23 protein-coding genes are annotated in these 23614 nt (G+C 69.0%); 11 read left to right on the forward strand and 12 right to left on the reverse strand.

Annotated elements, in window-relative coordinates; genetic code table 11:
• Positions 1-27: 27 nt before the first annotated feature.
• The 4 genes from sepH to NQK81_RS29295 form a co-directional block, all read right to left on the reverse strand.
• Entirely contained in the window at positions 28-873 is an 846-nt protein-coding gene (gene sepH / locus NQK81_RS29280; RefSeq protein ID WP_126730459.1) for a septation protein SepH, read from the reverse strand.
• A 190-nt stretch (positions 874-1063) separates the two neighbouring features.
• Complete coding sequence (locus tag NQK81_RS29285) at positions 1064-2221, reverse strand: ATP-binding protein (protein WP_257484067.1); 1158 nt, start codon at positions 2219-2221, stop codon at positions 1064-1066.
• Complete coding sequence (locus tag NQK81_RS29290; RefSeq protein ID WP_126730462.1) at positions 2218-2877, reverse strand: response regulator transcription factor; 660 nt, start codon at positions 2875-2877, stop codon at positions 2218-2220. Before NQK81_RS29290 ends, NQK81_RS29285 begins: the two co-directional genes overlap by 4 nt.
• Positions 2878-3362: 485 nt before the next feature.
• Entirely contained in the window at positions 3363-5165 is a 1803-nt protein-coding gene (locus NQK81_RS29295; RefSeq protein WP_257484068.1) for an alpha-L-fucosidase, read from the reverse strand.
• Between the two features lie 230 nt (positions 5166-5395).
• Here NQK81_RS29295 and NQK81_RS29300 point away from each other — a divergent pair, with 230 nt between their 5' ends.
• The 5 genes from NQK81_RS29300 (at position 5396) to NQK81_RS29320 (ending at position 10218) form a co-directional block, all read left to right on the forward strand.
• Complete coding sequence (locus NQK81_RS29300) at positions 5396-5944, forward strand: hypothetical protein (protein ID WP_257484069.1); 549 nt, start codon at positions 5396-5398, stop codon at positions 5942-5944.
• Entirely contained in the window at positions 5941-7041 is a 1101-nt protein-coding gene (locus NQK81_RS29305) for a peptidoglycan-binding protein (protein WP_257484070.1), read from the forward strand. The genes NQK81_RS29300 and NQK81_RS29305 overlap by 4 nt, the downstream gene beginning before the upstream one ends.
• Positions 7038-7724: an ABC transporter ATP-binding protein gene (locus NQK81_RS29310; protein WP_257484071.1), complete on the forward strand. Its 687-nt coding sequence runs from the start codon at positions 7038-7040 to the stop codon at positions 7722-7724. The genes NQK81_RS29305 and NQK81_RS29310 overlap by 4 nt, the downstream gene beginning before the upstream one ends.
• Positions 7721-8935, forward strand: a complete 1215-nt coding sequence (locus tag NQK81_RS29315; RefSeq protein ID WP_257484072.1) for an ABC transporter permease — start codon at positions 7721-7723, stop codon at positions 8933-8935. The genes NQK81_RS29310 and NQK81_RS29315 overlap by 4 nt, the downstream gene beginning before the upstream one ends.
• 80 nt (positions 8936-9015) lie before the next feature.
• Positions 9016-10218 (forward strand): glycosyltransferase 87 family protein, encoded by a 1203-nt coding sequence (locus tag NQK81_RS29320; protein ID WP_257484073.1) that lies wholly within the window; start codon positions 9016-9018, stop codon positions 10216-10218.
• Here the strand turns inward: NQK81_RS29320 and serC are convergent.
• Positions 10215-11342 (reverse strand): phosphoserine transaminase, encoded by a 1128-nt coding sequence (gene serC, locus NQK81_RS29325; RefSeq protein ID WP_257484074.1) that lies wholly within the window; start codon positions 11340-11342, stop codon positions 10215-10217. The genes NQK81_RS29320 and serC overlap by 4 nt on opposite strands.
• 115 nt (positions 11343-11457) lie before the next feature.
• On the opposite strand from serC, the gene NQK81_RS29330 reads away from it, so the two are divergent.
• Both NQK81_RS29330 and NQK81_RS29335 read left to right on the forward strand, forming a co-directional pair.
• On the forward strand, positions 11458-11775 hold the full coding sequence (locus tag NQK81_RS29330) for a hypothetical protein (RefSeq protein ID WP_192743760.1): 318 nt from the start codon (positions 11458-11460) through the stop codon (positions 11773-11775).
• Positions 11775-12284, forward strand: coding sequence for a hypothetical protein (locus NQK81_RS29335; protein WP_257484075.1), 510 nt, complete (start codon positions 11775-11777; stop codon positions 12282-12284). Before NQK81_RS29330 ends, NQK81_RS29335 begins: the two co-directional genes overlap by 1 nt.
• On the opposite strand, the gene NQK81_RS29340 is transcribed toward NQK81_RS29335, so the two are convergent.
• The 6 genes from NQK81_RS29340 to NQK81_RS29365 form a co-directional block, all read right to left on the reverse strand.
• Positions 12281-13627 carry a serine hydrolase domain-containing protein gene (locus tag NQK81_RS29340; protein WP_126730475.1) on the reverse strand — a complete coding sequence of 449 codons (1347 nt, stop codon included), beginning with the start codon at positions 13625-13627 and terminating at the stop codon, positions 12281-12283. The genes NQK81_RS29335 and NQK81_RS29340 overlap by 4 nt on opposite strands.
• 14 nt (positions 13628-13641) lie before the next feature.
• Positions 13642-14262, reverse strand: a complete 621-nt coding sequence (locus NQK81_RS29345; protein WP_257484076.1) for a response regulator — start codon at positions 14260-14262, stop codon at positions 13642-13644.
• The gene (locus NQK81_RS29350) at positions 14259-15413 is read right to left on the reverse strand and encodes a sensor histidine kinase (RefSeq protein WP_257484077.1); all 1155 of its coding nucleotides are present in this window, start codon (positions 15411-15413) and stop codon (positions 14259-14261) included. Before NQK81_RS29350 ends, NQK81_RS29345 begins: the two co-directional genes overlap by 4 nt.
• Positions 15410-16222 carry an ABC transporter permease gene (locus tag NQK81_RS29355; protein ID WP_257484078.1) on the reverse strand — a complete coding sequence of 271 codons (813 nt, stop codon included), beginning with the start codon at positions 16220-16222 and terminating at the stop codon, positions 15410-15412. Before NQK81_RS29355 ends, NQK81_RS29350 begins: the two co-directional genes overlap by 4 nt.
• Positions 16219-17058: an ABC transporter ATP-binding protein gene (locus tag NQK81_RS29360; protein ID WP_257484079.1), complete on the reverse strand. Its 840-nt coding sequence runs from the start codon at positions 17056-17058 to the stop codon at positions 16219-16221. Before NQK81_RS29360 ends, NQK81_RS29355 begins: the two co-directional genes overlap by 4 nt.
• Before the next feature lie 150 nt (positions 17059-17208).
• Positions 17209-17799, reverse strand: a complete 591-nt coding sequence (locus NQK81_RS29365; RefSeq protein WP_257484080.1) for a TetR/AcrR family transcriptional regulator — start codon at positions 17797-17799, stop codon at positions 17209-17211.
• Between the two features lie 173 nt (positions 17800-17972).
• On the opposite strand from NQK81_RS29365, the gene NQK81_RS29370 reads away from it, so the two are divergent.
• Genes NQK81_RS29370 through NQK81_RS29380 form a run of 3 tightly spaced genes read left to right on the forward strand, consistent with a single transcriptional unit; the run spans position 17973 to position 21808 of the window.
• Complete coding sequence (locus tag NQK81_RS29370) at positions 17973-19472, forward strand: MFS transporter (RefSeq protein ID WP_257484081.1); 1500 nt, start codon at positions 17973-17975, stop codon at positions 19470-19472.
• A gap of 36 nt (positions 19473-19508) precedes the next feature.
• Positions 19509-21200, forward strand: a complete 1692-nt coding sequence (locus NQK81_RS29375) for an SDR family oxidoreductase (protein WP_257489874.1) — start codon at positions 19509-19511, stop codon at positions 21198-21200.
• Positions 21201-21217: 17 nt separating this feature from the next.
• The gene (locus NQK81_RS29380) at positions 21218-21808 is read left to right on the forward strand and encodes a TetR/AcrR family transcriptional regulator (RefSeq protein WP_257489875.1); all 591 of its coding nucleotides are present in this window, start codon (positions 21218-21220) and stop codon (positions 21806-21808) included.
• 55 nt (positions 21809-21863) lie between these two features.
• On the opposite strand, the gene NQK81_RS29385 is transcribed toward NQK81_RS29380, so the two are convergent.
• Complete coding sequence (locus tag NQK81_RS29385; protein ID WP_126730486.1) at positions 21864-23012, reverse strand: citrate synthase 2; 1149 nt, start codon at positions 23010-23012, stop codon at positions 21864-21866.
• Positions 23013-23304: 292 nt separating this feature from the next.
• Between NQK81_RS29385 and NQK81_RS29390 the strand changes: the two genes are divergently transcribed.
• Positions 23305-23607, forward strand: coding sequence for an urease subunit gamma (locus tag NQK81_RS29390; RefSeq protein ID WP_126730487.1), 303 nt, complete (start codon positions 23305-23307; stop codon positions 23605-23607).
• Positions 23608-23614 lie beyond the last annotated feature (7 nt).

The following is a 23614-nucleotide window of genomic DNA, read 5'->3' on the forward strand; positions in this document are numbered from 1 at the left end:
CACCGGAAGGGGCCACTACGTGCGGATTCAACCTCGTTGTGATCGGACGCCCAGAAGGACGTCTTCCCAGGATGGAACGATGGGGTGGTTCTTCTTCCCCTTCGCCCGTGGAGCGGGTTCGGCCACTTCCGCCGGCTCGTCAGCCGGAAGTGGTGGCTCGGCATCTTCTTCGGGCTCGGCTATCGGCGCGTCGATCACCTTCGCGACCGGCTCGTCCGGAACCGAATCGAGGGTGGGCTGGACGACCGCGTCCCTGCCGGGTTCCAATGCCCGGACGGTGCGCGGGGCACGGTAGGCGTTGGGGTTGAGCAGGACTTCGGCGTTCTCGTCGAGGGCTTGCACGGTGCCGCCGTGCGCGCCGGGCGCGAACGACCAGTGCGCGCGGTTGTCCGAGCGGCCCGCCTTCCAGCTCAGCACGACGACCCATTTGCCGTCGTCGCCTCGCCAGGAGTCCCAGGTCGCCTGGCTGTAGTCATGGCCGCGCTGCCCGAAGGAGTGCGCCACGACCTCGCCGAGCGTTTGGACGTCGGGGCCGTCTTCGCGGACCGGATGCGCCCGCTGGGCCAGTTCGGCGGTGCGGGATCGTTCGAGCAGGACGGGGTACGCGAACCGCTCGACGCGCTGCACGGTGACGCCGGCGCTGCTCGCGACCTGCTCCACGGACTCACCGGCCCGGATTCGTGCCTGGATCTCGCGTGGCCGCATTTGGCTCTCCAACTCGATTTCGATCTGGCCGAGGCGGGTGATGTCACCCCTCGCCGCCGCTCGCAGCCTCTCATCCGCGGGGAGCAGGAAGCGCGTGCGGCTCGCCGGGTCTTCGCACACGATGGACTTACCGTCCTCGTGCAGCCCGACCACCCGTAGCGCTCGCATTCTCGCCTCCCCGATTCTTCACCATTGTGGGTGTCCACGTTAAAACGGCGCGTCGCCTTGACGTGTGAGGCGCGCCGATGTCATGTGTCCTGCTCACTATTTTGTTCATGACGGCAAGGGGAATTCTGCGGGAGCGACGCGCCGTCCGCCGCGTGACGCGCCGGACACGCACAGTCACGATCGGGGGAATCTACGGCAGCCGCACCCGGACGACCAGTCCGCCGCCGCGGCCGCCGGGTTCCGCGCCCGCGGTCCCGCCGTGCGCCTTCGCGATGGACCGGACGATCGACAGGCCCAGCCCGGCGTTGCGGGAGTCGCCGGTGCGGTCGCCCGAGAGCCGCCGGAACGGTTCGAACAGCGCGGGCACGGCGTCCAGCGGCACCCGCGGGCCGGTGTTGCGCACCACCAGCGCCGGATCGGCGCCGATGTCGACGTGGACCCAGCCGCCCTGGTGGTTGTAGGTGATGGCGTTGTGCACCAGGTTCGTGACCAGTCGCTCCAGCAGCACGGGATCCCCGGACACCGTCCGCGGCCGCAGCCGCGACTCCACCGTGACGCCCGCTTCCTCGGCGATGGCCGACGCCGAGCGGATCACCGTCGCCGCGACCTCGTCCAGCCGGACGGGGCCGCGCGCGGCCAGGCCGCGGTCACTGCGAGCGAGGACGAGCAGGCCCTCGATCATCCGTTCGCTGCGTTCGTTGGTGTAGATCAGGTGTTCGCCGAGTTTCCGGACCTCGGGGCTCGCGTCGGGATCGGCCATCGCCACCTCGACCAGCGTGCGCTGCACCGCGAGCGGGGTCCGCAGTTCGTGGGAGGCGTTGGCGACGAAGCGTTTCTGACTGTCGAACGACACGGCGAGCCGGTCGAGCATGCCGTCGAACGTGTCGGCCAGTTCCTTGAGTTCGTCGTCGGGACCGTCGAGGTCGATGCGCCGGTCCAGGTTTTCGACCTCGAGTTTCCGCGCGGTGGAGGTGATCGCGTGCAGCGGTCGCAACACGCGGCTCGCCATCAGCCAGCCGAGCAGTACCGCGAGCGCGCCTGCGATCGCCAGTGCGACCAGCGATTGCCACAGCAGGGTCGACAGGACGTCCGACCGGTATTCGGTGATCGAGGTCGCGACCAGCTGGGTGGCTTGAGCGCGCTCCACGGGCAGGATGGTCGTGGTGTCCAGGGGATACGCGCGCTGGACCGCGAGGCCCGCGGCGTCGCTCGCGAAGGCTGTCGTGTCCGGAAGGGTCGAGCTCACCAGCAGGTAGTTGACGATCAGCAGGGCGAGCCCGACGATCAGGAACGCGCCGCCGTAGAGCGCCGTCAGCTTGGTGCGGACGGAGAGCCGGAGCGGTTTCACGACCCGAACCGGTAACCGGCTCCGGGCACGGTCTCGATCAGCGGCGGTTCACCGAGTTTGCGCCGCAACGTCATCATCGCCACCCGGACGGCGTTCGTGAACGGGTCGGCGTGTTCGTCCCACGCCTTCTCCAGCAGGTCTTCCGCGCTGACGACGGTCCCTTCGGCGCGCATGAGCACCTCCAGTACCGCGAACTCCTTGGGGGACAAGGGAAGGAACCGGCCGTCGCGGGACGCCTGGTGCCGGGGCAGGTCGAGGACGACGCCGCCGCGTTCCAGTACCGGTGGCAGCGCCGGCCGGGCGCGCCGCGACAGCGCCTGCACCCGCGCGACGAGTTCGGCGAACGCGAACGGTTTCGTCAAGTAGTCGTCGGCGCCGAGGCCGAGCCCGGCGACGCGGTCGTTGACGTCGGCCGCGGCCGTCAGCATGAGGACCCGCGCCTCGCCGCCGGTGCCGATCACCGCGGCGCAGACCTCGTCGCCGTGCACGACGGGGAGATCCCGGTCGAGCACGACGACGTCGTAGCCGTGCACCCCCACCCGGTCCAGGGCCTGCGCGCCGTCGTAGCAGACGTCGACGGCCATGGAGAACCGTCGCAGGCCCTCGGCGATCGTGTCCGCCAGGAGCCGCTCGTCTTCCACCACCAGCACTCTCACCTGGCCAGTCTGCCCCGGATGGGGGTAAGCGGGGGATAAGCGCGGCTCAGCCGACCGGGTGGCGGCCCGGGGTTGCGAAAGCCACTTTCGCAACCTTGAACGTTGCGAAAGTGGCTTTCGCAACGTCGCTTCGCGCTGCGGGGCCCAGGTGAAGGGAGCCTTCCCCGCATCGGACGAGGAAAGTCCCCTTCGCGACACCCGGGCCTTGCTCGGTGCTCGTCTCTGCGTGGATCCACCGACCGGGTTGCGAAAGTCCCTTTCATGTCAAGGCGCGCCGGTCCGTGGTGCCGCGAAAGCCACTTTGGAGACGTCAGATGTCCCGAAAGTGGCTTTCGCGACACCACCGGCTCCGGCGAGTGTGTGGATCCGCCGACGGGGCGGCGGTCGAAGGCGTACCTCGCGTGCGTGGAGCCGTAACTCACGTGCTTGAAGCCGTAACTGCGTGATCCGGCTCCAATCACGCGAGTTACGGCTTCAAGCACGCGTTATCCGGCCGGGTGCAGCTGCCGCGCCGGGATCACCTGCTGTGGTGTGTTCGGGCTGGACCACAGCAGCTTCATCGACGCCTCGCCGCCGCGCTCGGTGTGTGCCAGCCGGATCGCGTACGACCGTCCGGCGACCAGGTCGAGAGTCGCTTTGTCGACACTCGGGCCGTGCGGGACGGTGTTGTCGATCAGGAGTTTCCCGTCGACCCACAGCCGCACGGTGTCGTCCGAAACCGTGGTGAACGTGTACTTCCCGGTGTCCCGCGCGGTGACCTGCCCGGTCCAGCGCGAGGAGAAGGTCTCCGCCGGGATCTTCGCGTCCGGCGAGCCGGTGAACTTCCAGTTGTGGTTCACTCCCGGCTCGATCCGGCGCACCGTCGGTGTCCCGGTGAAGTCCGCGTTCGGCCAGTACTCGGCGGCCAGCCCCGTCCCCCGGCCGGCCGGCGCCTGCGGCAGCGGATCGACGCTCAGTTCGATGACGGTCGCGATGTCGTTCGTCCGGTTGCCCGACGGCGTGAGCTTCACGCTTCCGGATGTCTGCTCGACCCGCACGCGCTGATGGCTGCCGAGCACCCGCGCCTCGCGAACCCGGAAGGGTGCCAACGCGTCGAGCGTCAGCGAGCCGCCCGCGGCAGGCCAGTCGAACACCGACGCGTAGAGCTTGTCACCGCGACGGCTGACGACGCCCCAACCCGGTTCGGCGACCAGCCCCGGCGCACCCGCCCCGTAGACGGCGGCGGAGTGACCGTTCGTGCGCAGCCACTGGCCCATCTGCTTCAGCCTGTCGATGGATTCCCGCGGCACGCGGCCGTTGCGATCGGGGCCGACGTTGAGCAGGAAGTTCCCGCTCCGGCCGGCGATCGAAAGCAGCTTCCTGGTCAGATCCGCCGACGACTTCCAGTTGTGGTCCCAGTCCGTGTAACCCCAGCTGCCGTTGAGGGTCATGCACGACTCCCACAGCTGCCCGTCGACCGGCTTGTCCGGGATCTCCTGTTCGGGCGTTCCGGTGTCGCCGTCGACCACTCGCCGTTTGCCGACGCGGTTGTTGACCACAATGGACGGATCGAGGCTGCGGACGTAGGCCTCCAACTCCTCGCCGTCCCTTTCCGTCCACGGGTTGTTCGGCCGGTCGGTGCTCCATTCGCCGTCGAACCACAGCACCGCCGGGCGGTAGTTGTCGACGAGTTCCTTGAGCTGGGCGTACATCCGTTCCTTGTATTTCGGGAACGTCGCGGGATCGGGGAAGTCCGGATCGTGCCAATCCCAGATCGAGTAGTAGAAGCCGAGTTTGACGTCGCGCGCGGCGGTCGCGCGTTTCAGTTCGGCGAGGATGTCGCGTTTCTTGTCGAACGAAGAGTGGTCGCGGAGGTTGAACTTGTTGACCTTCGTCGGCCACATCGCGTAGCCCTCGTGGTGCTTCGACGTGATCACCACGTACTTCTGCCCGGCGTCCTTCGCCGACTGCGCGATGGCGTTCGCGTCGAAACCGGCCGGGTTGAACTTCGCGGCGATCTGCTCGTATTCGGCGCGTGGGATCTGGCAGTTCCGCTGGATCCACTCGGCGTCCTGGCAAACGCTTCCGTCGGGGCGGGTGTACTTCCCCTGCAGCTGGGAGTACGCGCCGAAGTGGATGAACTGGCCGAACCGGTCGTCGCGCCACCAGCGCGTCCGCTCGGCGGTGAACGGGTCGTCGTAGGCGTGGTCGGACGGGAGTGGCGCGGCTTCCGCGGCGGGCGCGACGCCCAGTGCGGTGGTCGCGATGACGAGGGCCGCCAGGGCCCGGAGTGGCTTGCGGCGATTCATGCACTCCTCCTCGCTGAGGTGTGGACGCCGGGGACTCTAAGAGGTCAAAGGTCGGATGTGAACCTCCGAAAGGCTGTCTGAGTGCCTATTTCACCCGGAAAGACGGCGGATAGATCAGACCTCTGTTCCGCTGATCGGGACGGTAAGCGCGGCATAAGCAACATCGCTTACCGCCCCGGAATCGCTCGCTCCGTAGAAATCGGGACGCCAAGACGACCGAAGGAGCAGCGATGCGGAAACGACCCATGGCGGTGCTGATCGCCGGAGCGGTCTTCGCGCTGGTGGCCGGCTGCGGTGGTGGCGGGGACGGCGGCGACAAGGTCGCGTCGATCTCTTCCCCGCCCGCCGCCGGAGCGGGTGACGGGAAGCAGGCGGACAACGTGTCCGACGAGGACAAGATGCGCAACTTCGCGAAGTGCATGCGGGAGCACGGCGTCGACATGCCGGATCCCCAGACCAACGGGGATGGGCAGGGCTCGATCTCCATCGAGGCGGGCGAGGTCGGGCGCGACGAGAACAAGATGAAGGCCGCGAGCGACGCGTGCCGGAAGCTGCTGCCGAACGGCGGCGAGATCAAGCCGCCCACGCCCGAAGAACTCGACAAGTTGCGCAAGGAAGCCAAGTGCATGCGCGAGCACGGCATCGACTTCCCGGATCCCGATCCCAGTGGAAAGGGCGCCGCCATGACGCTGGACGCGGGCGGCGACCCCAAGAAGTTCGAAGAAGCGGCGAAGGCCTGCGGTCTGGGCATGACCATGAGGGCGGCTCCGGCGAAATGAGCGAACACGAAGGACCCGGCGGTGCACGGCGGTCGCGCCGGGCACGCTGGTTCATCATCGCGGCGGTCCTCGTCGTCGTGGCCGGGACGATGTCCGTGGTCGTGCTGACCAGGGTCACGTCGGAGGCCCAGCAGGTCGGGCAGGCACCCCCGCCGGTGGAGACCGCGCAGATCGAGAAGACCGACCTGCAGGAGGAGGAAGAGGCGAACGGAACCTTGGGCTACGGCGAGGAAAACGCTCTCGCCGGCCGTAAACAGGGCACCGTCACCTCCCTGCCGGACACCGGTGCGGTGTACACCCGGGGGAAGACCGTGTACGGCGTCGACGCCAAGCCGGTGCCGTTGTTCTACGGCACGCTGCCGTTCTTCCGTGACCTCGCGGACGGGGCCGCGGACGGCCCGGACGTCAAGCAGCTGGAAGAGAACCTGAAGGCGCTCGGTTTCGGCGGTTTCGGCACCCCGGACAAGAAGTTCACCTCCGCCACCGCCGCCGCGCTCAAGAAATGGCAGAAGTCGCTGGGCCTGGAGCAGACCGGCGCGTTCGGGCAGGGCGACGTCGTCCTCGCGCCCGGCGAGATCCGGGTTTCGCAGGTCGCCGCGCAGCTCGGCGGCCCCGGCGGTGGCGAACTCCTGAAGTACACCGGCACCGAGCGCCTCGTCGAGGTCAAGCTCGACGCCGCCAAACAGGCGATCGCGAAGGAAGGGGACAAGGTCGGGGTCGACATCACCGGCGGCAAGACCACGACCGGCGTGATCACCGAGGTCGGCAAGGTCGCGGAAACCGGCAAGGACGGCGCCGGGCAGGACGACGGCAAGCCGAAGATCAAGGTGAAGATCAAGCTGGAAGATCCGGCCGCGGCGGGGTCCCTCGATTCGACGCCCGTCTCGGTGCGCTTCACCAAGGAAGTCCACAGTGGAGTGCTGGCGGTCCCGGTCGGGGCGCTGCTCGCGCTCGCCGAAGGCGGATACGCCGTCGAGGTCGACGAAAACGGCCAACGCCGTCTCGTCGCGGTGAAGACCGGCCTGTTCTCCGGCGGTCGCGTCGAAGTCAGCGGCACCGGCCTCGCCGCCGGGATGCGGGTGGTGACGACGTCATGACCCCGGTGCTGGCCGTGCGCAACGCCTCGCGCACCTATCCCGGCGGCGTGCGCGCCCTGCACGAAGTGACTTTGTCCATCGAGGACAGGGAGATGGTCGCCATCCTGGGGCCGTCCGGTTCCGGCAAGTCGACGCTGCTGCAGCTGATGGGCACGCTCGACCGGCCGACCAGCGGCGTCATCGAACTGCGCGGGCACGACGTGGCGAAACTGCCCGATCGCAAGCTTTCGGCGTTGCGGTCGCGGTGGATCGGGTTCGTGTTCCAGCAGTTCTTCCTCAGCGAGGGGGTGAGCGCGGTCGACAACGTCGCGACGGGGCTGCTGTACGCGGGGGTGCCGCGGCGGAAGCGGCGTGAGCGGGCGCTGGCCGCGCTCGACCGGGTGGGTCTCGCGCATCGCGCGGCCCATTTCCCGAACGAGCTCTCCGGCGGGGAACGGCAGCGGGTGGCGATCGCGCGGGCGGTCGTCAACTCGCCGTCGATCCTGCTGGCCGACGAGCCGACCGGGAACCTCGACACGGGCAACGGCGCGGCGATCCTGAACCTGCTGGCCACGCTGAGTTCGCAGGGGACGACGGTCGTGATCATCACGCACGACCGGGAGATCGCGGCGGGTATCCCGCGGCGGATCGAGCTGCGGGACGGCCGGATCCGGCTCGACACCGGGACGGGGGTGCTGGTGTGAGCGCACCCGTCCTCGGCAAGACGCCGGATCCGGCCCGGCTCGGCCCGCGTGACGTGCTGAGCCTCGGCGCGCACGGGATGCGGACACGGCCGATGCGGGCGGTGCTGTCCGCGCTCGGCATCGGGATCGGGATCGCCGCGATGGTGGCTGTGCTCGCGATCCCGGCGTCGGGCGCGAAGGCGTTGCAAGACCAGCTGGCCGCGCTGGGCACCAACCTGCTCACCGCGGGGCCGGGCAAGACGTTGTTCGGCGGCGACGCCACCCTGCCGGACAGCGCGGTGCCGATGGCGAAGCGGATCGCGCCGGTGACTGCGGCGTCCGCGACCGGCACCACCGGCGCGACCGTGCGGCGCACGGACAAGATCGACAAGGACGAGACGTCCGGCCTCGGCGTCTACGCGGCGACGCCGGAACTCCTCGACGTCATCGGCGGCGCCGTCCGCGAAGGGCAGTTCCTGCGGGACGCCACGCGCGACTACCCGGTCGTCGTGCTGGGTTCGGTCGCGGCCGCGCGGCTCGGGATCGACCGCATCGACCCGGCCAAGCCACCGCAGGTGTTCATCGACGGGAAGTGGTTCACCGTGGGCGGCATCCTCGGGCCGACGCCGCTGGCGCCCGAGATCGAGCGTTCGGTGCTGGTCGGCTGGGACGCGGCCAAGCGGCTCCTCGGCTTCAAGGGGCATCCGACGACGGTGTACGTGCGGGCGAAGGACTCGCAGGTCGAGAACGTGCGGTCGGTGCTCGCGCAGACGATGAACCCGGAGGCGCCGAACGAGGTCGAGGTCCGTCGTCCGTCGGAGGCGCTGGAGGCGCAGAAGCTGACGGAGAACACCTACAGCGCGCTGTTCCTCGGACTCGGCGGGGTGGCGCTGCTGGTCGGCGGCGTCGGGGTGGCCAACACGATGGTGATCTCGGTGCTGGAGCGGCGCCGGGAGATCGGCCTCCGTCGCGCGCTCGGCGCGACGAAACGGCAGGTGAGAGGCCAGTTCCTGGCCGAGTCGGTGCTGTTGTCCGGGCTCGGTGGGATCGCCGGGGTGCTGGTCGGGGTGCTGGTGACGTCGGGGTACGCGTTGAGCCAAGGGTGGCCGGCGGTGCTCCCCGTCGGCGCCCTGCTCGGCGGGGTCGGGATCTCGGCGCTGGTCGGTGCCGTCGCCGGCGCCTATCCGGCGATGCGCGCGGCGCGGCTCCCGCCCACCCAGGCCCTCGCCTAGCTCGCGTTTCGTCCTCTGGATGCGGTGGTTCACCGCATCCAGAGGACTGGACGCGGAGTAGCGGTGGGTAATCTCGCCGGGTGCTGGTGGGATTGTCGGGGCGGAAACTCGCGGGGGCGTTGATCGCGCTCGAAGTGGTCGTGGTCGGCGTGCTCTTCACCCTCAAGGTGTTCGACGGCCAGGACCTCGAGGTCTACATCGGCGGTGCGCGGCTGCTTCTCGACTCGGGTGACCCGTACGGGGCGTGGGTGCAGACACACGGGGGCTGGCTGCCCTTCACCTACACGCCGTTCGCGGCCGCGGTGTTCCTGCCCGGCACGCTCCTGTCCGCCGCGCTGGCCACGAGACTGGTCGGGCTCGCGTCGATCATCGCGGGCGGCATCGTCGTCTACCTCTTCGTGGCGACGCTCAACGGCTCGCTCACCGATCGTGCGAACGTCCGTGGCCGCGCCATCGCCGTCCTGGCGGCGATCGGGGCACAGGCCGTCGGCGGGATCATGGAGCCGGTCCGCTCGACGCTCGGCTTCGGCCAGGTGAACACCCTGCTGATGCTGCTGGTCGTCCTCGACGCGCTGCTCCCAGGCCGCGCCCGCACGAAGGGACTGCTGATCGGCGTCGCCGCGGCGATCAAGCTGACCCCGGCGTTCTTCATCCTGTTCTTCTTGCTCCGCAAGGATTTCCGCTCCGCGGCCCGGGTCGTGGCCGGATTCGTCGGCGTGGGCGGGCTGATGTTCCTGGTCGCGCCGGGGGCGTCCGCGAAGTTCTGGACGAACATCCTCTTCGACACCGGCCGGATCGGCGATCGCGGTTACGTCGGCAACCAGTCGCTGCGCGGGATGCTCGCGCGGTTCGGGCTCGGCTCGGCGGAGGACATCGCCTGGGTGCTGGCCTCGGTCGCCGTGGTCGCGCTGACCGCGTTCGTGATCGTGCGCGTCGCGGAGCCGGTGTTCGCGCTGACCGCCTGCGCGATCGGCGGGTTGCTGGTGTCGCCGGTGTCCTGGACGCACCACTGGATCTGGTGCGTGCCGATCCTCGCGCTGCTCATCTGGACGCGCTCGGTCGTTTCGTACGCGCTCGCGGCCGTGACGGTCGCGCTGTTCGTGATCGCGCCGATGTGGCTCGCTCCGCGGCCCGCGGGGAGCTTCGGCTGGTGGCTGGCGACGGAATCCTTCGTGCTGTACGGCCTTGTGCTGCTGCTCTTTTTCGCCCTGGTAGCGCGTGAAGGCCCCCTTCCCTCGGCTCAGCCGAGGGAAGGGGGCCTTCACGCGCGAAAGGAGACTTAGCCCAGGCGCTCGACGACGTACTCGATGCTCTGGGTCAGCTTTGTGATGTCGTCCGGGTCGATGGCCGGGAACAGGCCGACGCGCAGCTGGTTGCGGCCGAGCTTCCGGTACGGCTCGGTGTCGACGATCCCGTTGGCGCGCAGCACCTTCGCCACCGCGGCGGCGTCCACCTCGTCGGCGAAGTCGATGGTGCCGACGACCTGCGAGCGCAGCGACGGGTCGCTGACGAACGGCGTCGTGTAGCTGGTCTTCTCGGCCCATTCGTACAGCCGGGTCGACGAGTCGCGGGTGCGCGAGGTCGTCCACTCCAGGCCACCGTTCGAGTTCATCCACTCGATCTGGTCGGCCAGCAGGAACAGCGTCGACACCGCCGGGGTGTTGTAAGTCTGGTCCTTGCGGGAGTTGTCGAGCGCCGTGGTCAGCGACAGGAACTCGGGGATCCAGCGGTCGCTCGCGCCGATCTCGCCGATGCGCTCGACCGCGGCCGGCGAGGCCAGCGCGATCCAGAGGCCACCGTCGGAGGCGAAGGACTTCTGGGGCGCGAAGTAGTAGACGTCGAAGTCCTCGGCCTTGACCGGCAGGCCGCCCGCGCCGGAGGTGGCGTCGATGGCGACGAGGGCGCCTTCACTGCCTTCGGGGCGGCGCACGGGCACCGCGACACCGGTCGACGTCTCGTTGTGCGCCCAGCCGACCAGGTCGGCACCGGCCTCGTAGGCGATCTCGGGAGCGCTGCCCGGGTCGGCCTTGACGACGATCGGGTCGGCGAGGAACGGGGCGCCCTTGGTCACCGTGGCGAACTTCGAGGAGAACTCGCCGTAGGTGAAGTGCTGCGCACGTTCCCGCACGAGCCCGAACGCGGCGGCGTCCCAGAATGCGGTCGTCCCGCCGTTGCCGAGGACCACTTCGTAGCCGTCGGGCAGGGAGAACAATTCGGACAGACCCGCACGCACGCGGCCGACGAGGGACTTCACCGGCTTCTGACGGTGCGAGGTGCCGAGGTAGGTGGCACCGGATTTCGCCAGGTTGGCGAGCTGCTCGTCACGGACCTTGGACGGTCCGCAGCCGAAGCGGCCATCGGCAGGCTTCAGGTCCGCGGGGAGGGTCAACTCAGGTGCGTCGGTCATGTGCCCAGTCTCTCAGGTCGGGATGCCCCTGCTGACAATCGGTGCCGCGAGTCCGGAATGTGGGATCGGCGGACCGGCTCCCGCCGTCGCCGACCGCCGGGTAGCTTCTCGCCTCATGGCGACAGTGCACGAACGATTCCCCGTTCCCCCCGAGGCGTTGTGGCAGGCCCTCCCGAACGGGGTCGACGCGGTCAAGGGGCAGGTCCCCTACTACGACGCCGCGGCCGGGTACGTCACCTTCTCGACCAAGCTCGGCTTCTTCAGCTACGGGCAGACGGTCACCGTGAAGGTGGAGCGGACGACGGAGGGCTCCGGCCTGGCGATCCAGACGAGCTTGAAGTTCGGCTTCGTCGACTGGGGCGAGGGCAAGCGCATCGCCCGCAAGTTCATCGCGGCCGTCGGCGCGGCGGTCGGGCACACCCCGGCGGCCTGATGCCCGATCCGTGGAGACCCAGATGGGGTTTCCTGCTCCTGTACTTCCTCGGGCTCGGCGGGCACTGGATCTTCCGCGACTGGGACGACACCGCCACCATCGGCGCGATCGTCGGTTTCGTGGGCGCGCTCGTGCTCGTGTTCGTCCCCGGCCTGCCGTCCTGGATGCACGGAGACCTCCCCGGGGAGAGGTCCTCGCCGAGGATCCGCCAGTGGTGGGCGGCGCTGCGGTACACGATCCGCCGTCGTGAACATGTCCTCGACGTCGTGCTCGGACCCTGGGCGCTGTCCACCGCCACGCTGGACCCGGATACCGGAACCGCGCGCGGATGGGCCGTCCTCGACGGCGACCCGGCGAAGTTCGTCATCGACGACTGCCCGGACGAACTCGCCGAATCGCTGCGCGGACCGCGCCGGATGTGGGTCGTCGGCGATGCCCGCTACGGCGATGTCCTGGTGTGCGCCGACGGCGGCCGCGAGTTCACGACCGCCGCCATCCGCTTCCGTTAGCGCCAGCCCTCGGGGTCGACACCGCCCGGGATGGGCGCGGCCGGGTCGAACGGGGTCCGCGAGAAGATGAACGTCGCGAGGTCGAGGTGGTTCGGCTTCCCCGCCGAGTCCCGCCCGACCCGCAGCGTTTCGCCCGCGTAGTAGGCGTCGAGGCCGACCCAGGTGTCTTCGCCCACCGGTGCGAACCGCGACGCGCGGCCGGGGCCGTCGGTCGGCGCGAGGGAGAACAGGCCGCCGGGGAGCAACCGCAGGTGGTACGGAGTCGGGCCCCAGTGCCACAAACCGGTCAGCTCCAGGAGCTTCGGGTCCACTGTGGACGGTTGCCATTCCGCGGGCATGGCGGGCTCGTGCTGTTCGGTCAGCTTCATCAGGTCGAGGCAGAGCTGCGTGATGCCGACGCCCGCCGTCGAGTTCGTCAGCACCAGCGCGCCGATGCCCGCGTTCGCGTCGACCAGGGAGCAGGCAAGGAACCCCGGCATCGACCCGGTGTGCCCGGCCAGCCGCCTGCCCTCCGTGCGGACCAGCATGACGCCGAGGCCGAACCCGGTGGTCCAGGCGTCACCGTCGTCCACGGTGACCATCTCGCGCATCTCCGCGACGGTCTGCTCGCTCAGCACGCCGCCGGTGTGCCCGCCGAGGAACGCCGTCCAGCGGGCGAGGTCGGTGGCCGTCGACCACAGCTGCCCGGCGGGCGCCATCGCGCCCGCGTCCGGAGACGGCTCCGGCATGAGGAGATCGGCGAAGGGATGCACCGCGAATCCGCTCGCGTGCGCGCCTTCGGGATGCGGCGACGTCCTGGTCATGCCGAGCGGGCCGAGGATTTCGGCGCGGATGACGTCGAGCCAGGACTGCCCACGATGCCGGGCGACCAGCTCGCCGAGCACGCCGTAGCCGACGTTGCTGTAGTGGAATTTGCTGCCCGGACGCAGCCGCGTCGCACCGTCCTTGAGGCTCTCGACCAGCGCGTTCCAGTCGGCGCCGACCGTGCGCTCCCACCAGGAGCCGGGCGATTCCGCGGTCAGGCCCGAGGTGTGCGACAGCAGCTGCGCGATGGTGGCCGAGCCGAACGCGGTACCCGGCAGGTGCCGCTCCAGCGGGTCGTTGAGGTCGAGCTTGCCTTCGTCGCGCAGCCGCATGACGGCCGTCGCGACGAGTGTCTTGGTGATCGAGCCGAGCCGGTACTGCGTGTCGGCGCCGGGTGTCTCGCCGTCGACGCGTCCGCGCCCTCCTGACCAGGCGAGTTCCCCGTCGCGGACGACGGCGGCGACGATGGACGGGGCGCGGCACGAGGATTGCTCGTGCGCGAGGCGGCGGAGCAGCGCCAATTCGGTCGAGGCAAGCATGGGACGCATTCTGCCTACCCGAGCAGGCCCAGTCGCATAGCGGTGGTCACCGCGGCCGTGCGGTCCGAAACGTCCAGTTTGCCGAACACGCGCAGCAGGTGGGTCTTGACCGTCGCCTCGCTGATGTGGAGCGCCCGGCCGATCTCGGCGTTCGTGCTTCCCCGCGCCACCAGCCGGAGCACTTCGATCTCGCGCGCCGACAACGGCGATGTCGTCGGGTTGCGCACGCGGTTCACCAGCTTCCCAGCCACCGAAGGCGCCAAGACCGTCTCGCCGCGCGACGCGGCACGAATCGCACCGGCCAGCTCCGCGCGCGAAGCGTCCTTCAGCAGGTAGCCCGAGGCGCCGGCTTCGACCGCGCGCAGGATGTCCGCGTCCGTCTCGTAGGTGGTGAGCACGACGACCCGCTGGCCCGGCCGGTCGGCGAGGATCTTCCGCGTCGCGCCGACGCCGTCGAGACCGGGCATCCGCAGATCCATCAGGATCACGTCGGGCTGCTTGATCCGGCTCAGCGCGACGGCCTCGTCGCCGGAACCCGCTTCCCCGACGACGCTCAGATCCGGCTCGGCCTCCAGCATTCCGCGCAGACCTTCCCGGACCACGGGGTGATCGTCGACCAGCATGATCGTGATCACGCGGGTACCTCCAGTTCCAGCGTCGTCCCCGCACCGGGTTCGCTCGTGCACGTCACGATGCCACCGACCTGATCGGTGCGCGCCCGCATCCCCGCCAGGCCGAAGCCGCCGGTGGGCGCCGCGGGGTCGAATCCGCTGCCGTCGTCGGCCACGGCGAGCTGGACCCGTCCGTCCATAGTGGACAGCCGGAGTGCGGCGGAGGTGGCGCGGGAGTGCTTGCGGATGTTGCTCAAGGCCTCCTGCGCGCCTCGCAACAGGACGACCTCGGTGGCCATCGGGAGCGCGGGCAGCGGGCCGCCGACCTCGATCGACGTCTCGATCCCGGTCTCCTCGGTCAGCCGTTCCACCTGACGGCGCAACGCTTCCTCCAGTGAAGTGGCGGCGAGTGCCGACGGCCCCTGTGCCGCGACCATCGCCCGCGCCTCCGCCAGGTTCTCCCGCGCCGTCCGGGCCGCGAGCTCCAGATGACGGCGCGCGGCCTTCGGGTCGGTGTCCATTTCGGACTCTATCGCCTGGGTGAGGGTGACGATGCTGGTGAAACCCTGCGCGAGCGTGTCGTGGATCTCGCGGGCCATGCGCTCGCGTTCGGCGGCCGTCCCCGCCTCCCGCGAGAGCCGGGAAACCTCCGCCTGGCTGGCTTTCAGCTGTTCGATCAGCGCCGCCCTGCTCTTGCTCTGCTCGATGATCTGGGTGGTGTAGCGGCCGGCGAGAAGGCTGAAGATGATCAGGATCGCCGTCATCGGCAGCAGGACCGGCTGCTCATCGAGCCCGCCCCGGACGAGCAGGGACGCGGGACTCGACAGCACCGCCGCCGTGGTGAGGATCGACGCGGCCTTCGTCGGCATCGTCATGTACAGCACGGGGCAGACCAGGAAGAGGATGAAGCTCGAGTTGCCGGAGGCGAAGACGGCGCCCAGCGTGAAGAGCATCATCGTCCCGGCGAACAACCGTGGCGTGTGGTCGTAGTCCGGGCCTTTGATGAGGCGGCGTCCCCGGACCAGGTAGGTCACGCCGAGCCCTGCCAGGCACAGGAGCGCGACCGTTCTGTTCGTCGCCGCCCCGTCGTCGAGAACCACCAAGGCCGTCGTCGCGACGAAGGTGACCCCGAACAGGACTTCCCAGAGCCAGTAGAACCGCTCCCAGGCGTTCACCTGCCCTCGTTCGACCAGCGGAACGTCAGCTTCGCCAGCAGCAGCCCCGCGACGCACCACGCCGTCAGCACCAGTGCCACCATCGGAAGTTCCCATGTTCCCGCCATCTCCTGTGTCGCGGCCTCGGCCGGCAGGAACACCGAGCGGAAGCCCTGGCAGATCCACTTCACCGGGAAGAACGAAGCGATGTCGACCATAACCTTCGGCAGAGTGGTGATCGGCGTGACGAACACCCCGGAGACGAACTGCAGCGCGATGTAGATCAGGTTGGTCACCGCGACCGCGCCGCTGACCGTCCTGGTGACCGAGCCGATCGCGATACCCAGCAACGTGCAGCTGGTGATGCCCAGGAGGAAGACCCACAGCGCGGTCAGCAGTTTCGCCGGATCGGTGGGCGGTTCCAGATCGAACAGCAGGCTGCCCACGATCGACATCAGCACCACCTGCGCGATGCTGGTGAAGCCGACCAGGATGATCTTGCCGACGAAGTAGGACGCCGCGGGCATCGGCGTGCCGCGCAGCCGTTTCAGCGCCCCGAGCTCGCGATCGGACGCGAGGTTGATCCCGATGCTGGTGAAGGACGTCGAGACGATGCCGGAGCCGATCATGCCCGCGGCCAGCACCTGACCGGTGGTGATCGCCATACCGGGCATCGAGGAGTTCAGCATCGAGCCGAGCAGGATCATCAGCAGTGACGGGAAGGCGAAGGTGAAGATCACCTGCTCCCGGATGCGGAAGAACTGTTTGATCTCCGCGGCGCCCCGGACCAGACCGAGCGAGAGGGTGCCCGGGAGGGTCAGCGTGCTCATCGGGCTTCTCCGATCAGGTCGAGGTAGGTGTCTTCGAGAGTGGGGCGGTGGACGGTCAGCTCCGACGGCTCGCGGCCGTCGGCGGAGAGCTCGCGGATCAGCTTGGCCGGGAAGTGGGTGCGCTCCTGGTGTCCGCCACGCTCGTCGGTCCAGCGGACGGTGGCCTCCGCGGTCGCCCGGCCGCCGAGCGTCTGCGGCGTCCCTTCGGCGACGATCTCCCCGCGCGTGATGACCGCGACGCGGTCGGCCAGCGCCTCGGCCTCGTCGAGATAGTGGGTGGTGAGCAGGATCGTGGTGCCCTCGCGGGCGAGACTCCTGATCAGCTCCCAGAACTGGCGCCGGGCCGCCGGATCGAAGCCGGTCGTGGGCTCGTCGAGGAACACGAGTTCAGGCCGCCCGATGATGCCGAGCGCGACGTCCACACGACGTCGTTGGCCGCCGGAAAGGCTTTTGACGCGGGCGCCCGCCTTCTCGGTCAGGCCGACCTGCTCGATCACCTCTTCGGTGTCGCGGGGATCCGGGTAGTAGCGGGCGAAATGCCGGACCGTCTCGGCGACGGTGAGCTCGGCGGCGTCGTTGGCCGTCTGCAACACGATCCCGAGCTTCGCCCGCCAGGCGCGCCCGGCGGTGCCGGGATCCTCGCCCAACACGTCGACCTCGCCGTCGGTCCGTTTGCGGTGGCCCTCCAGGATCTCGACCGTCGTCGTCTTGCCCGCCCCGTTGGGACCGAGCAGCGCGAATACCTCGCCCGACTCGATGTCGAGGTCGATGCCCCCGACGGCGGTGTGTCCCGGGTACTCCTTGCGCAGGCCGCGCACTCTCACTGCCGTTTTCATACCTTCGATCGTGCTGCGCTGGGCGGGTCCACGGGACGTCCGCTGGACTGAACCCGGCTGTCAACCGATCGATGGACACCGGTGTCGCCCCCTCCCGCATTTAGTCCTCTGGATGTGGTCCTTGCGCGTGCAACTACCGCATCCAGAGGACTAAATGCGGGGAGTCAGGAGCGTGCGTACGGAGGTTTCGAGGGAAGGGAGGAGGGCGGCCGGGTCGGTGGCGGTGAGCATCCGGTTCGCGAAGCCGTCGGTCAGGGCGAGGACGGCGTCGGCCAGGTCGCTCGCCGCGAGGTCGTCTCGCACATGGCCCGCTGCCTGTGCTTTCGAGAGGTACTGGGCCGTGATCTCCACGAGCTCGTCGTAGCCCGTGCGGATGAACTCGGCCCACGACGGCCGGACGGCGGCGCGGGCGGTGAAGGCGTTGATGACGATCACCTCCGCGCGGCGCTGCTCGTCGAGCGGCATCGCCTCGACCAGCAAGCGCAGCAGGAGGTCGAGCAGGTCGCCGGACTGGTCGAGGGTGTTCCAGCGCTGCTCCAGGAACTCGCTGGTCATGTCGAGGGCGAAGCGGAACAGGTCTTCCTTGGTGGAGAAGTACTTCTGCACCGCGCCCGCGGACACGCCTGCTTCGACGGCGACCGAGCGCACGCTGACGGCCTCGACGCCTTCGCGCGCGACGATGCGCAGGAGGGCGCCGGCGATCTCGCGACGGCGTTCGGCGCGGTCCACGATCTTCGGCACGGACGCATCCTCCCTCGCCGTTGGCTGATTTGCCCTTCGTGGCCCGAGCTGGGCGTTGCGAAAGCCACTTTCACAACCTTCAACGTTGCGAAAGTGGCTTTCGCGACATCGTCCGCAAGTTGCTCACCCGGCACTCTTTAGAATACAGTCGTATCCGAAAAGGGGGTACTGGGGTGGACGAAGTAGCGCAGAAACGAAGGGCGGAGGAGAACCAGCTCGCCGCCGCGCTGACCAAGGGTCCGGCGGAGGTTCTCGATTTCCTCCTGCCGCTGTGGGTGGGGAGCCAGCTCGGCGCGTCGGCCGCCGAGGTCGGCGCGCTGACGGCGCTGGAGACGCTGGTGTCGTTCGTGGCCCGGCCGATCGCGGGTTCCCTCGCGGACCGGTTCGATCGCGGCCGGATCGCGGCCGTCGGCGCGGTCCTCTATGGACTGTCCTTTGTGGTCTATGCGGTGGCGCCGGGGATCGGGGTCGCCTATCTGGCCGCGGTTCTCGGCGGCGCGGGCGGCGCGCTGTTCTGGGTCGCGTTGCGGGCCCGCGTGGGCGAGGGGCTCGCGAGGGACGACGGGGCGTTCAGCAAGCTGTTCGCGGCCGAGGGCGGCGGAACGTGGATCGCGTTCGTGGTCGCGCTGACCGCCATCGCCTGGATCGACTACCGGGGTGTGTTCTGGCTCGGCGCGGCGGCCTGCGCGGTGGCCGCGGTGGTCCTGCTGAACGCGAAGTCCGCACCCGTGCGCGAAGAAGGCGCGCCGCGGCTGCTGCAACTGGGCAAGAGGATGCGCCCGATGCTCGCGCTCGTCGCGTTGACCGCGATGGCGGAGGCCGGGGTCGCCCTGTTGCTCCTGATGCACCTGCAACGCGGGCACCAGCTGCAACTCGGCGAGATCGCGGCGGTGTTCATCCCCGGCTTCATCGTGTACAGCCTGCTGCCGGACTACCTGCACGGCTTCGTCCGCAAGGTCGGCCGGACGCGGGTGCTCGCACTGGCGATGGTGGCGAGCGCGATCTTCGCCGCCGGGCTGGCCTTCGCGCCGAGTCCGCCGGTGCTCGCGGTCATGTGGGTGCTGTCCGCGGCGGCGTTCGCGGCGGCCATCCCGGTGGAGCAGGCGGTGGTCGCCGAGGCGGCCGGGCTCAGTCTCGGCCGCGCGATGGGGATCTACGAGAGCGCGACGCTACTCGGAGCGACGATCGGCACCTTCGTGGCGGGGCAGCTCTACGGTTCGGACGCCGGGTGGCGCGCCGCCTGCTTCGGCGCGGCGGCGCTCCTGCTCTTCGGATCGTTCGTGGTTCGTGGCGCCGTACGGCGTGTCGGAGTTGCGGAGTTTCCCGTGGAACCACGAAAAACGGTGTCACAAAAGGAAAAGCCGGTAACCCGCACGGTCGGGGAGAGTCCGCAAGCGGCCGAATCGGTGACGAAGGAGCCGAACAAGCGCGCGAATCCGCTCCGCAACTGGATGGTCCATGTCGCGGTGTACGTCGTCGCGCAGGCGGCGCTGGCGTTCGCCGGTTACAGCTGGCCTGTCGAAGCGTTGTTCGGCGACCCTCATCCCGCCGAGTGGTACTGGAACTCCAGTGGTCACTGGTTGTTGAATATCGGCCGGATCTGGACCTTCGTCCTGGTGATCGACACCTTGTGGACCCTCGGTCGCGCGGTACTGAAAAAGCGCCCTTATTGACAAGTTGTCTAACATGACATCATGTCTCACAAGTGGGTGACGGCCAGCGACGGTGTCCGCCTCTCGGTCCGGGTGACCGGCGTCGACGACGCGCCCACGGTGGTGCTCGTCCACGGCTACCCGGACAACGGCTCCATGTGGGACGGCATCGCGGCCGTGCTGGAACGCCGCTACCGGGTCGTCGTCTACGACGTCCGCGGCGCGGGCCGCTCGGACAAGCCGTCGGGACGCGCGTCCTACAAACTGGACCAGCTGTCCGACGATCTGGCCGCAGTCGTCGACGAGGTCCAGCCCGAGGGCAGGGTCCACCTGCTCGCGCACGACTGGGGCTCCATTCAGACCTGGCATTCGGTCACCGGCGAAAAGCTGCGCGGACGGCTCGCGTCGTTCACGTCGATCTCCGGGCCGAGCCTCGACCACGCCGGCGCGTGGTTCCGCGCGCAGGTGCGCCCGAGCCCGAAAAGGCTCAAGAACGCGCTCGTCCAAGGGGCGCATTCGACCTACATCCTCGGCTTCCAGGTCCCGCTGATCCCGCAGCTGCTCTGGCGCACCGGCGCGATGGGTGCGCTGATCGGCCGGATGGACCCGGCGGCCGGAGCGCCGTCCACTTCGGACGGTCTGTATGGACTCAACCTCTATCGCGCCAACATGTTCACGCGTCTTTCCCGGCCGAGGCCGCGGCCGGCCGAAATCCCGGTACAGGTGCTCGCGCCCACCGGCGACAAATTCGTCACCACGCCGCTGCAGACCGAGATCGAGCGCTGGGCGCCGGACCTCAGGATCCGCCGGATCGTCGGCACGCACTGGGTCGTCCGGGAGAAGCCCCAGGTGATCGCCGACGCCACCGCCGAGCTGATCGACCACGTCGAAGGCGGCGAGGAGAGCCGTGCGCTCAAGCGGGCCCGATCCGGCGGGTTCGCGCACAAGCTCGTCGTGGTGACCGGTGCCGGCAGCGGCATCGGCCGCGCGACGGCGCTCGCGTTCGCGGACAAGGGTGCCGACCTGGTCATCACCGACATCAACGGCTCGGCCGCCGCGGAAACGGCGAAACTCCTGCGGGACAAGGGCGTCACCGTCGGCGAGTACACAGTGGACTCCTCCGACGCCGAGGCGGTCGAGAAGTTCGCCCAGCAGGTCAAGGAGGAGTTCGGGGTTCCGGACATCGTCGTCAACAACGCGGGGATCGGCCTGTCCGGCCCGTTCCTCGACACGACGGTCGAGGACTGGGAACGCCTCATCGACGTGAACCTGTGGGGCGTCATCCACGGCTGCCGCGTCTTCGCCGAGCAGATGCGCGAGCGGGCCGAAGGCGGCCAGATCGTCAACGTCGCTTCGGCCGCCGCTTATCTGCCGTCGAAGATCCTTTCCGCCTACGCCACCACGAAATCCGCCGTACTGACCCTGAGCATCTGTCTGCGGGCCGAGCTCGCCGCCGAGAACATCGGCGTCACCGCGATCTGTCCCGGCATCGTGAACACGAACATCACCAGCACCACCCGTTTCGTCGGCGTCGACGAGATCGAGCAGAAGCGGCGCCAGAAGTCGAGCAGCAAGCTGTACGCGAAACGCGGTTTCGGCCCGGAGAAGGTCGCGCGCGACATCCTTCGCGCGGTCGAGAAGGACAAGGCGATCCAGCCGTCGACCCCGGAGGCCAAGGCCGCGCTCGTCCTCTCCCGGCTCACCCCCGGGCTGCTGCGGGCCGCGGCGAAACTGGACGTCACCCCGTGACCAGACGTCCACGCCGGATGTCGCCGGAAGCGCGCCGCGAGGACCTGATCCGCGCCGCGCTGGACCTGTTCGGCTCGCGCGCGCCCGAACTCGTCACGGTCGACGACATCATCGCCCGCGCCGAGGTATCACGGCCGCTGTTCTACCGGTATTTCTCGAGTCTGCGGGAACTGCAGGTCGAGGCGCTGAAAACGGTCACCGAAGGCCTTATCGACGGCCTGGCCGGGCTGGAGGAAGGGCCGCCCGAAACCCGCCTGCGGGCCGCCGTCCGCGGGCTGATCGACGTCGCCGACCACTACCGGGCGGGTTATGTCGCGCTGCTGCGCAGCGGCTCGGTGATCGCGACTTCGGAGACCGACGCGGCGATCGACGAGGTCCGCAACCGCGCCGTCGAGCTCATCCTCGACGCGCTGGGAGTGTCGGAGCCCTCGCCCATGCTCCTGCTGACGTTGCGCTGCTGGACCGCGGTGGTGGAGGGCTCGCTGCTGAGCTGGCTGCAGGAGCGAGCCGTGCCGCGCGAAGCCCTCGACGGGTGGCTGGTCGATCAGCTCACGGCCATGCTTTCGGCGACCGCGGCGCACGATTCTTCGGTCCCGCAGATGTCATGAAAGGGTCGTTCAGGACAAAAAACGTCAAGAACGACCCTTTCATGACATACGACGGTCAGGACTGCTTGACGACCAGGTCCCAGCCTTCGACGTCCTCGGGCTTACGCGGCTCCGGCCCGACGTACTTGGCCGACGGCCGCACCAGGCGCCCGGTCTTCTTCTGCTCCAGGATGTGCGCGGCCCAGCCGGCGGTGCGCGCCGAGCTGAACATCGCGGGCATCATGTGCGGCGGTACCTCGGCGAAGTCCAGGATCACGGCCGCCCAGAACTCGACGTTGGTCTCGATCGGGTGGTCCGGACGCCGCTCGCGCAGCTCCTTCAGCGCCACCTGCTCCAGCTCGGCGGCCGCCTCGTAGCGCGACGCGCCGAGCTCCTGGCACGTGCGGCGCAGCACGCGTGCCCGCGGGTCCTCCGCGCGGTACACGCGGTGCCCGAAGCCCATCATCCGTTCCTTGCGGTCCAGGATGCCCTTGACCAGGCCGACGGCGTCACCGGTCTTCTCGACTTCTTCGATCATCGGCAGCACTCGCGCCGGCGCGCCGCCGTGCAGCGGGCCGGACATGGCGCCGATCGCGCCGGACAGCGCCGCGGCCACGTCGGCGCCGGTCGAGGCGATGACCCGGGCGGTGAAGGTGGAGGCGTTGAGGCCGTGTTCGGCGGCCGAGACCCAGTAGGCGTCGATGGCCTTGACATGGGCCGGGTCGGGCTCGCCGCGCCAGCGGACCATGAAGCGTTCGGTGATCGACTTCGCCTCGTCGACCCGGGTCTGCGGGACGGCGGGCTGCCCGATACCGCGCGCGGACTGGGCGACGTACGAAAGCGCCATCACCGAGGCGCGGGCCAGCTGGTCGCGCGCTTCGTCGTCGGTGATGTCGAGCAGCGGCCGGTAACCCCAGATGGGGGCGAGCATGGCGAGCGCGGCCTGGACGTCGACGCGGACGTCACCGGTGTGCACCGGCAGCGGGAACGGCTCGGCGGGCGGTAGCCCGTGGCCGAAGCGACTGTCGACGAGAAGGCCCCAGACGTCACCGAAGGTCACCTTGCCGGCGAGATCCTCGATGTCGACACCTCGATAGCGCAGTGCGCCACCGTCACGGTCGGGCTCGGCGATTTCGGTCTTGAAGGCGACCACACCTTCGAGACCCGGTCGGAAACCGTCGTCGACCTGGTCGGACGGCTTGGTGCTGATCGTGGAGGTACTCACTGTGGTGAAACCTTTCGATGCGCATTCCCCGGCTTTGTGTTTCATGCGTGGACGGGATGCACGCAGCGAAGGCGCGCCTCATCGCACGGATGGACAAACTTTGCTCCACGTCGCGGCGTGGGGCAATCGAAAGATGTGGTGCTTTCGGTCACGATTACGAGAACGATTCAGTGAAATCGGGCTTCGTACGCGAAGAGTTACGGTGCCGTTCACTTTCCGTGTACCGGTCGCCGAGGTAAATCCTGTGTTTCGAGATCGGGCGGCCGGCGGTTTCCGGTGATAGACCTTTCCCATGCACCTGAGCCCCCAGGAGCGGGACAAACTGCTCATCCACGTCGCGGCGGACGTGGCTCGCAAACGCCTGGAACGCGGGGTCCGGCTGAATTACCCCGAGGCGGTCGCGCTGATCACCGACCACGTCCTCGAAGGTGCCCGTGACGGCCGGACGGTGAGCGAACTCGTCGCGAGCGGCCGCACGGTGCTCTCCCGGGCACAGGTGCTGGACGGGGTGCCGGAGATGGTCGATTCCGTGCAGGTCGAAGCCACTTTCCCGGACGGCACGAAGCTCGTCACCGTGCACGACCCGATCGTCTAGGGAGGGG

Origin of the sequence: Amycolatopsis roodepoortensis, assembly GCF_024628825.1 — a bacterium.
GTDB lineage: Bacteria > Actinomycetota > Actinomycetes > Mycobacteriales > Pseudonocardiaceae > Amycolatopsis > Amycolatopsis roodepoortensis.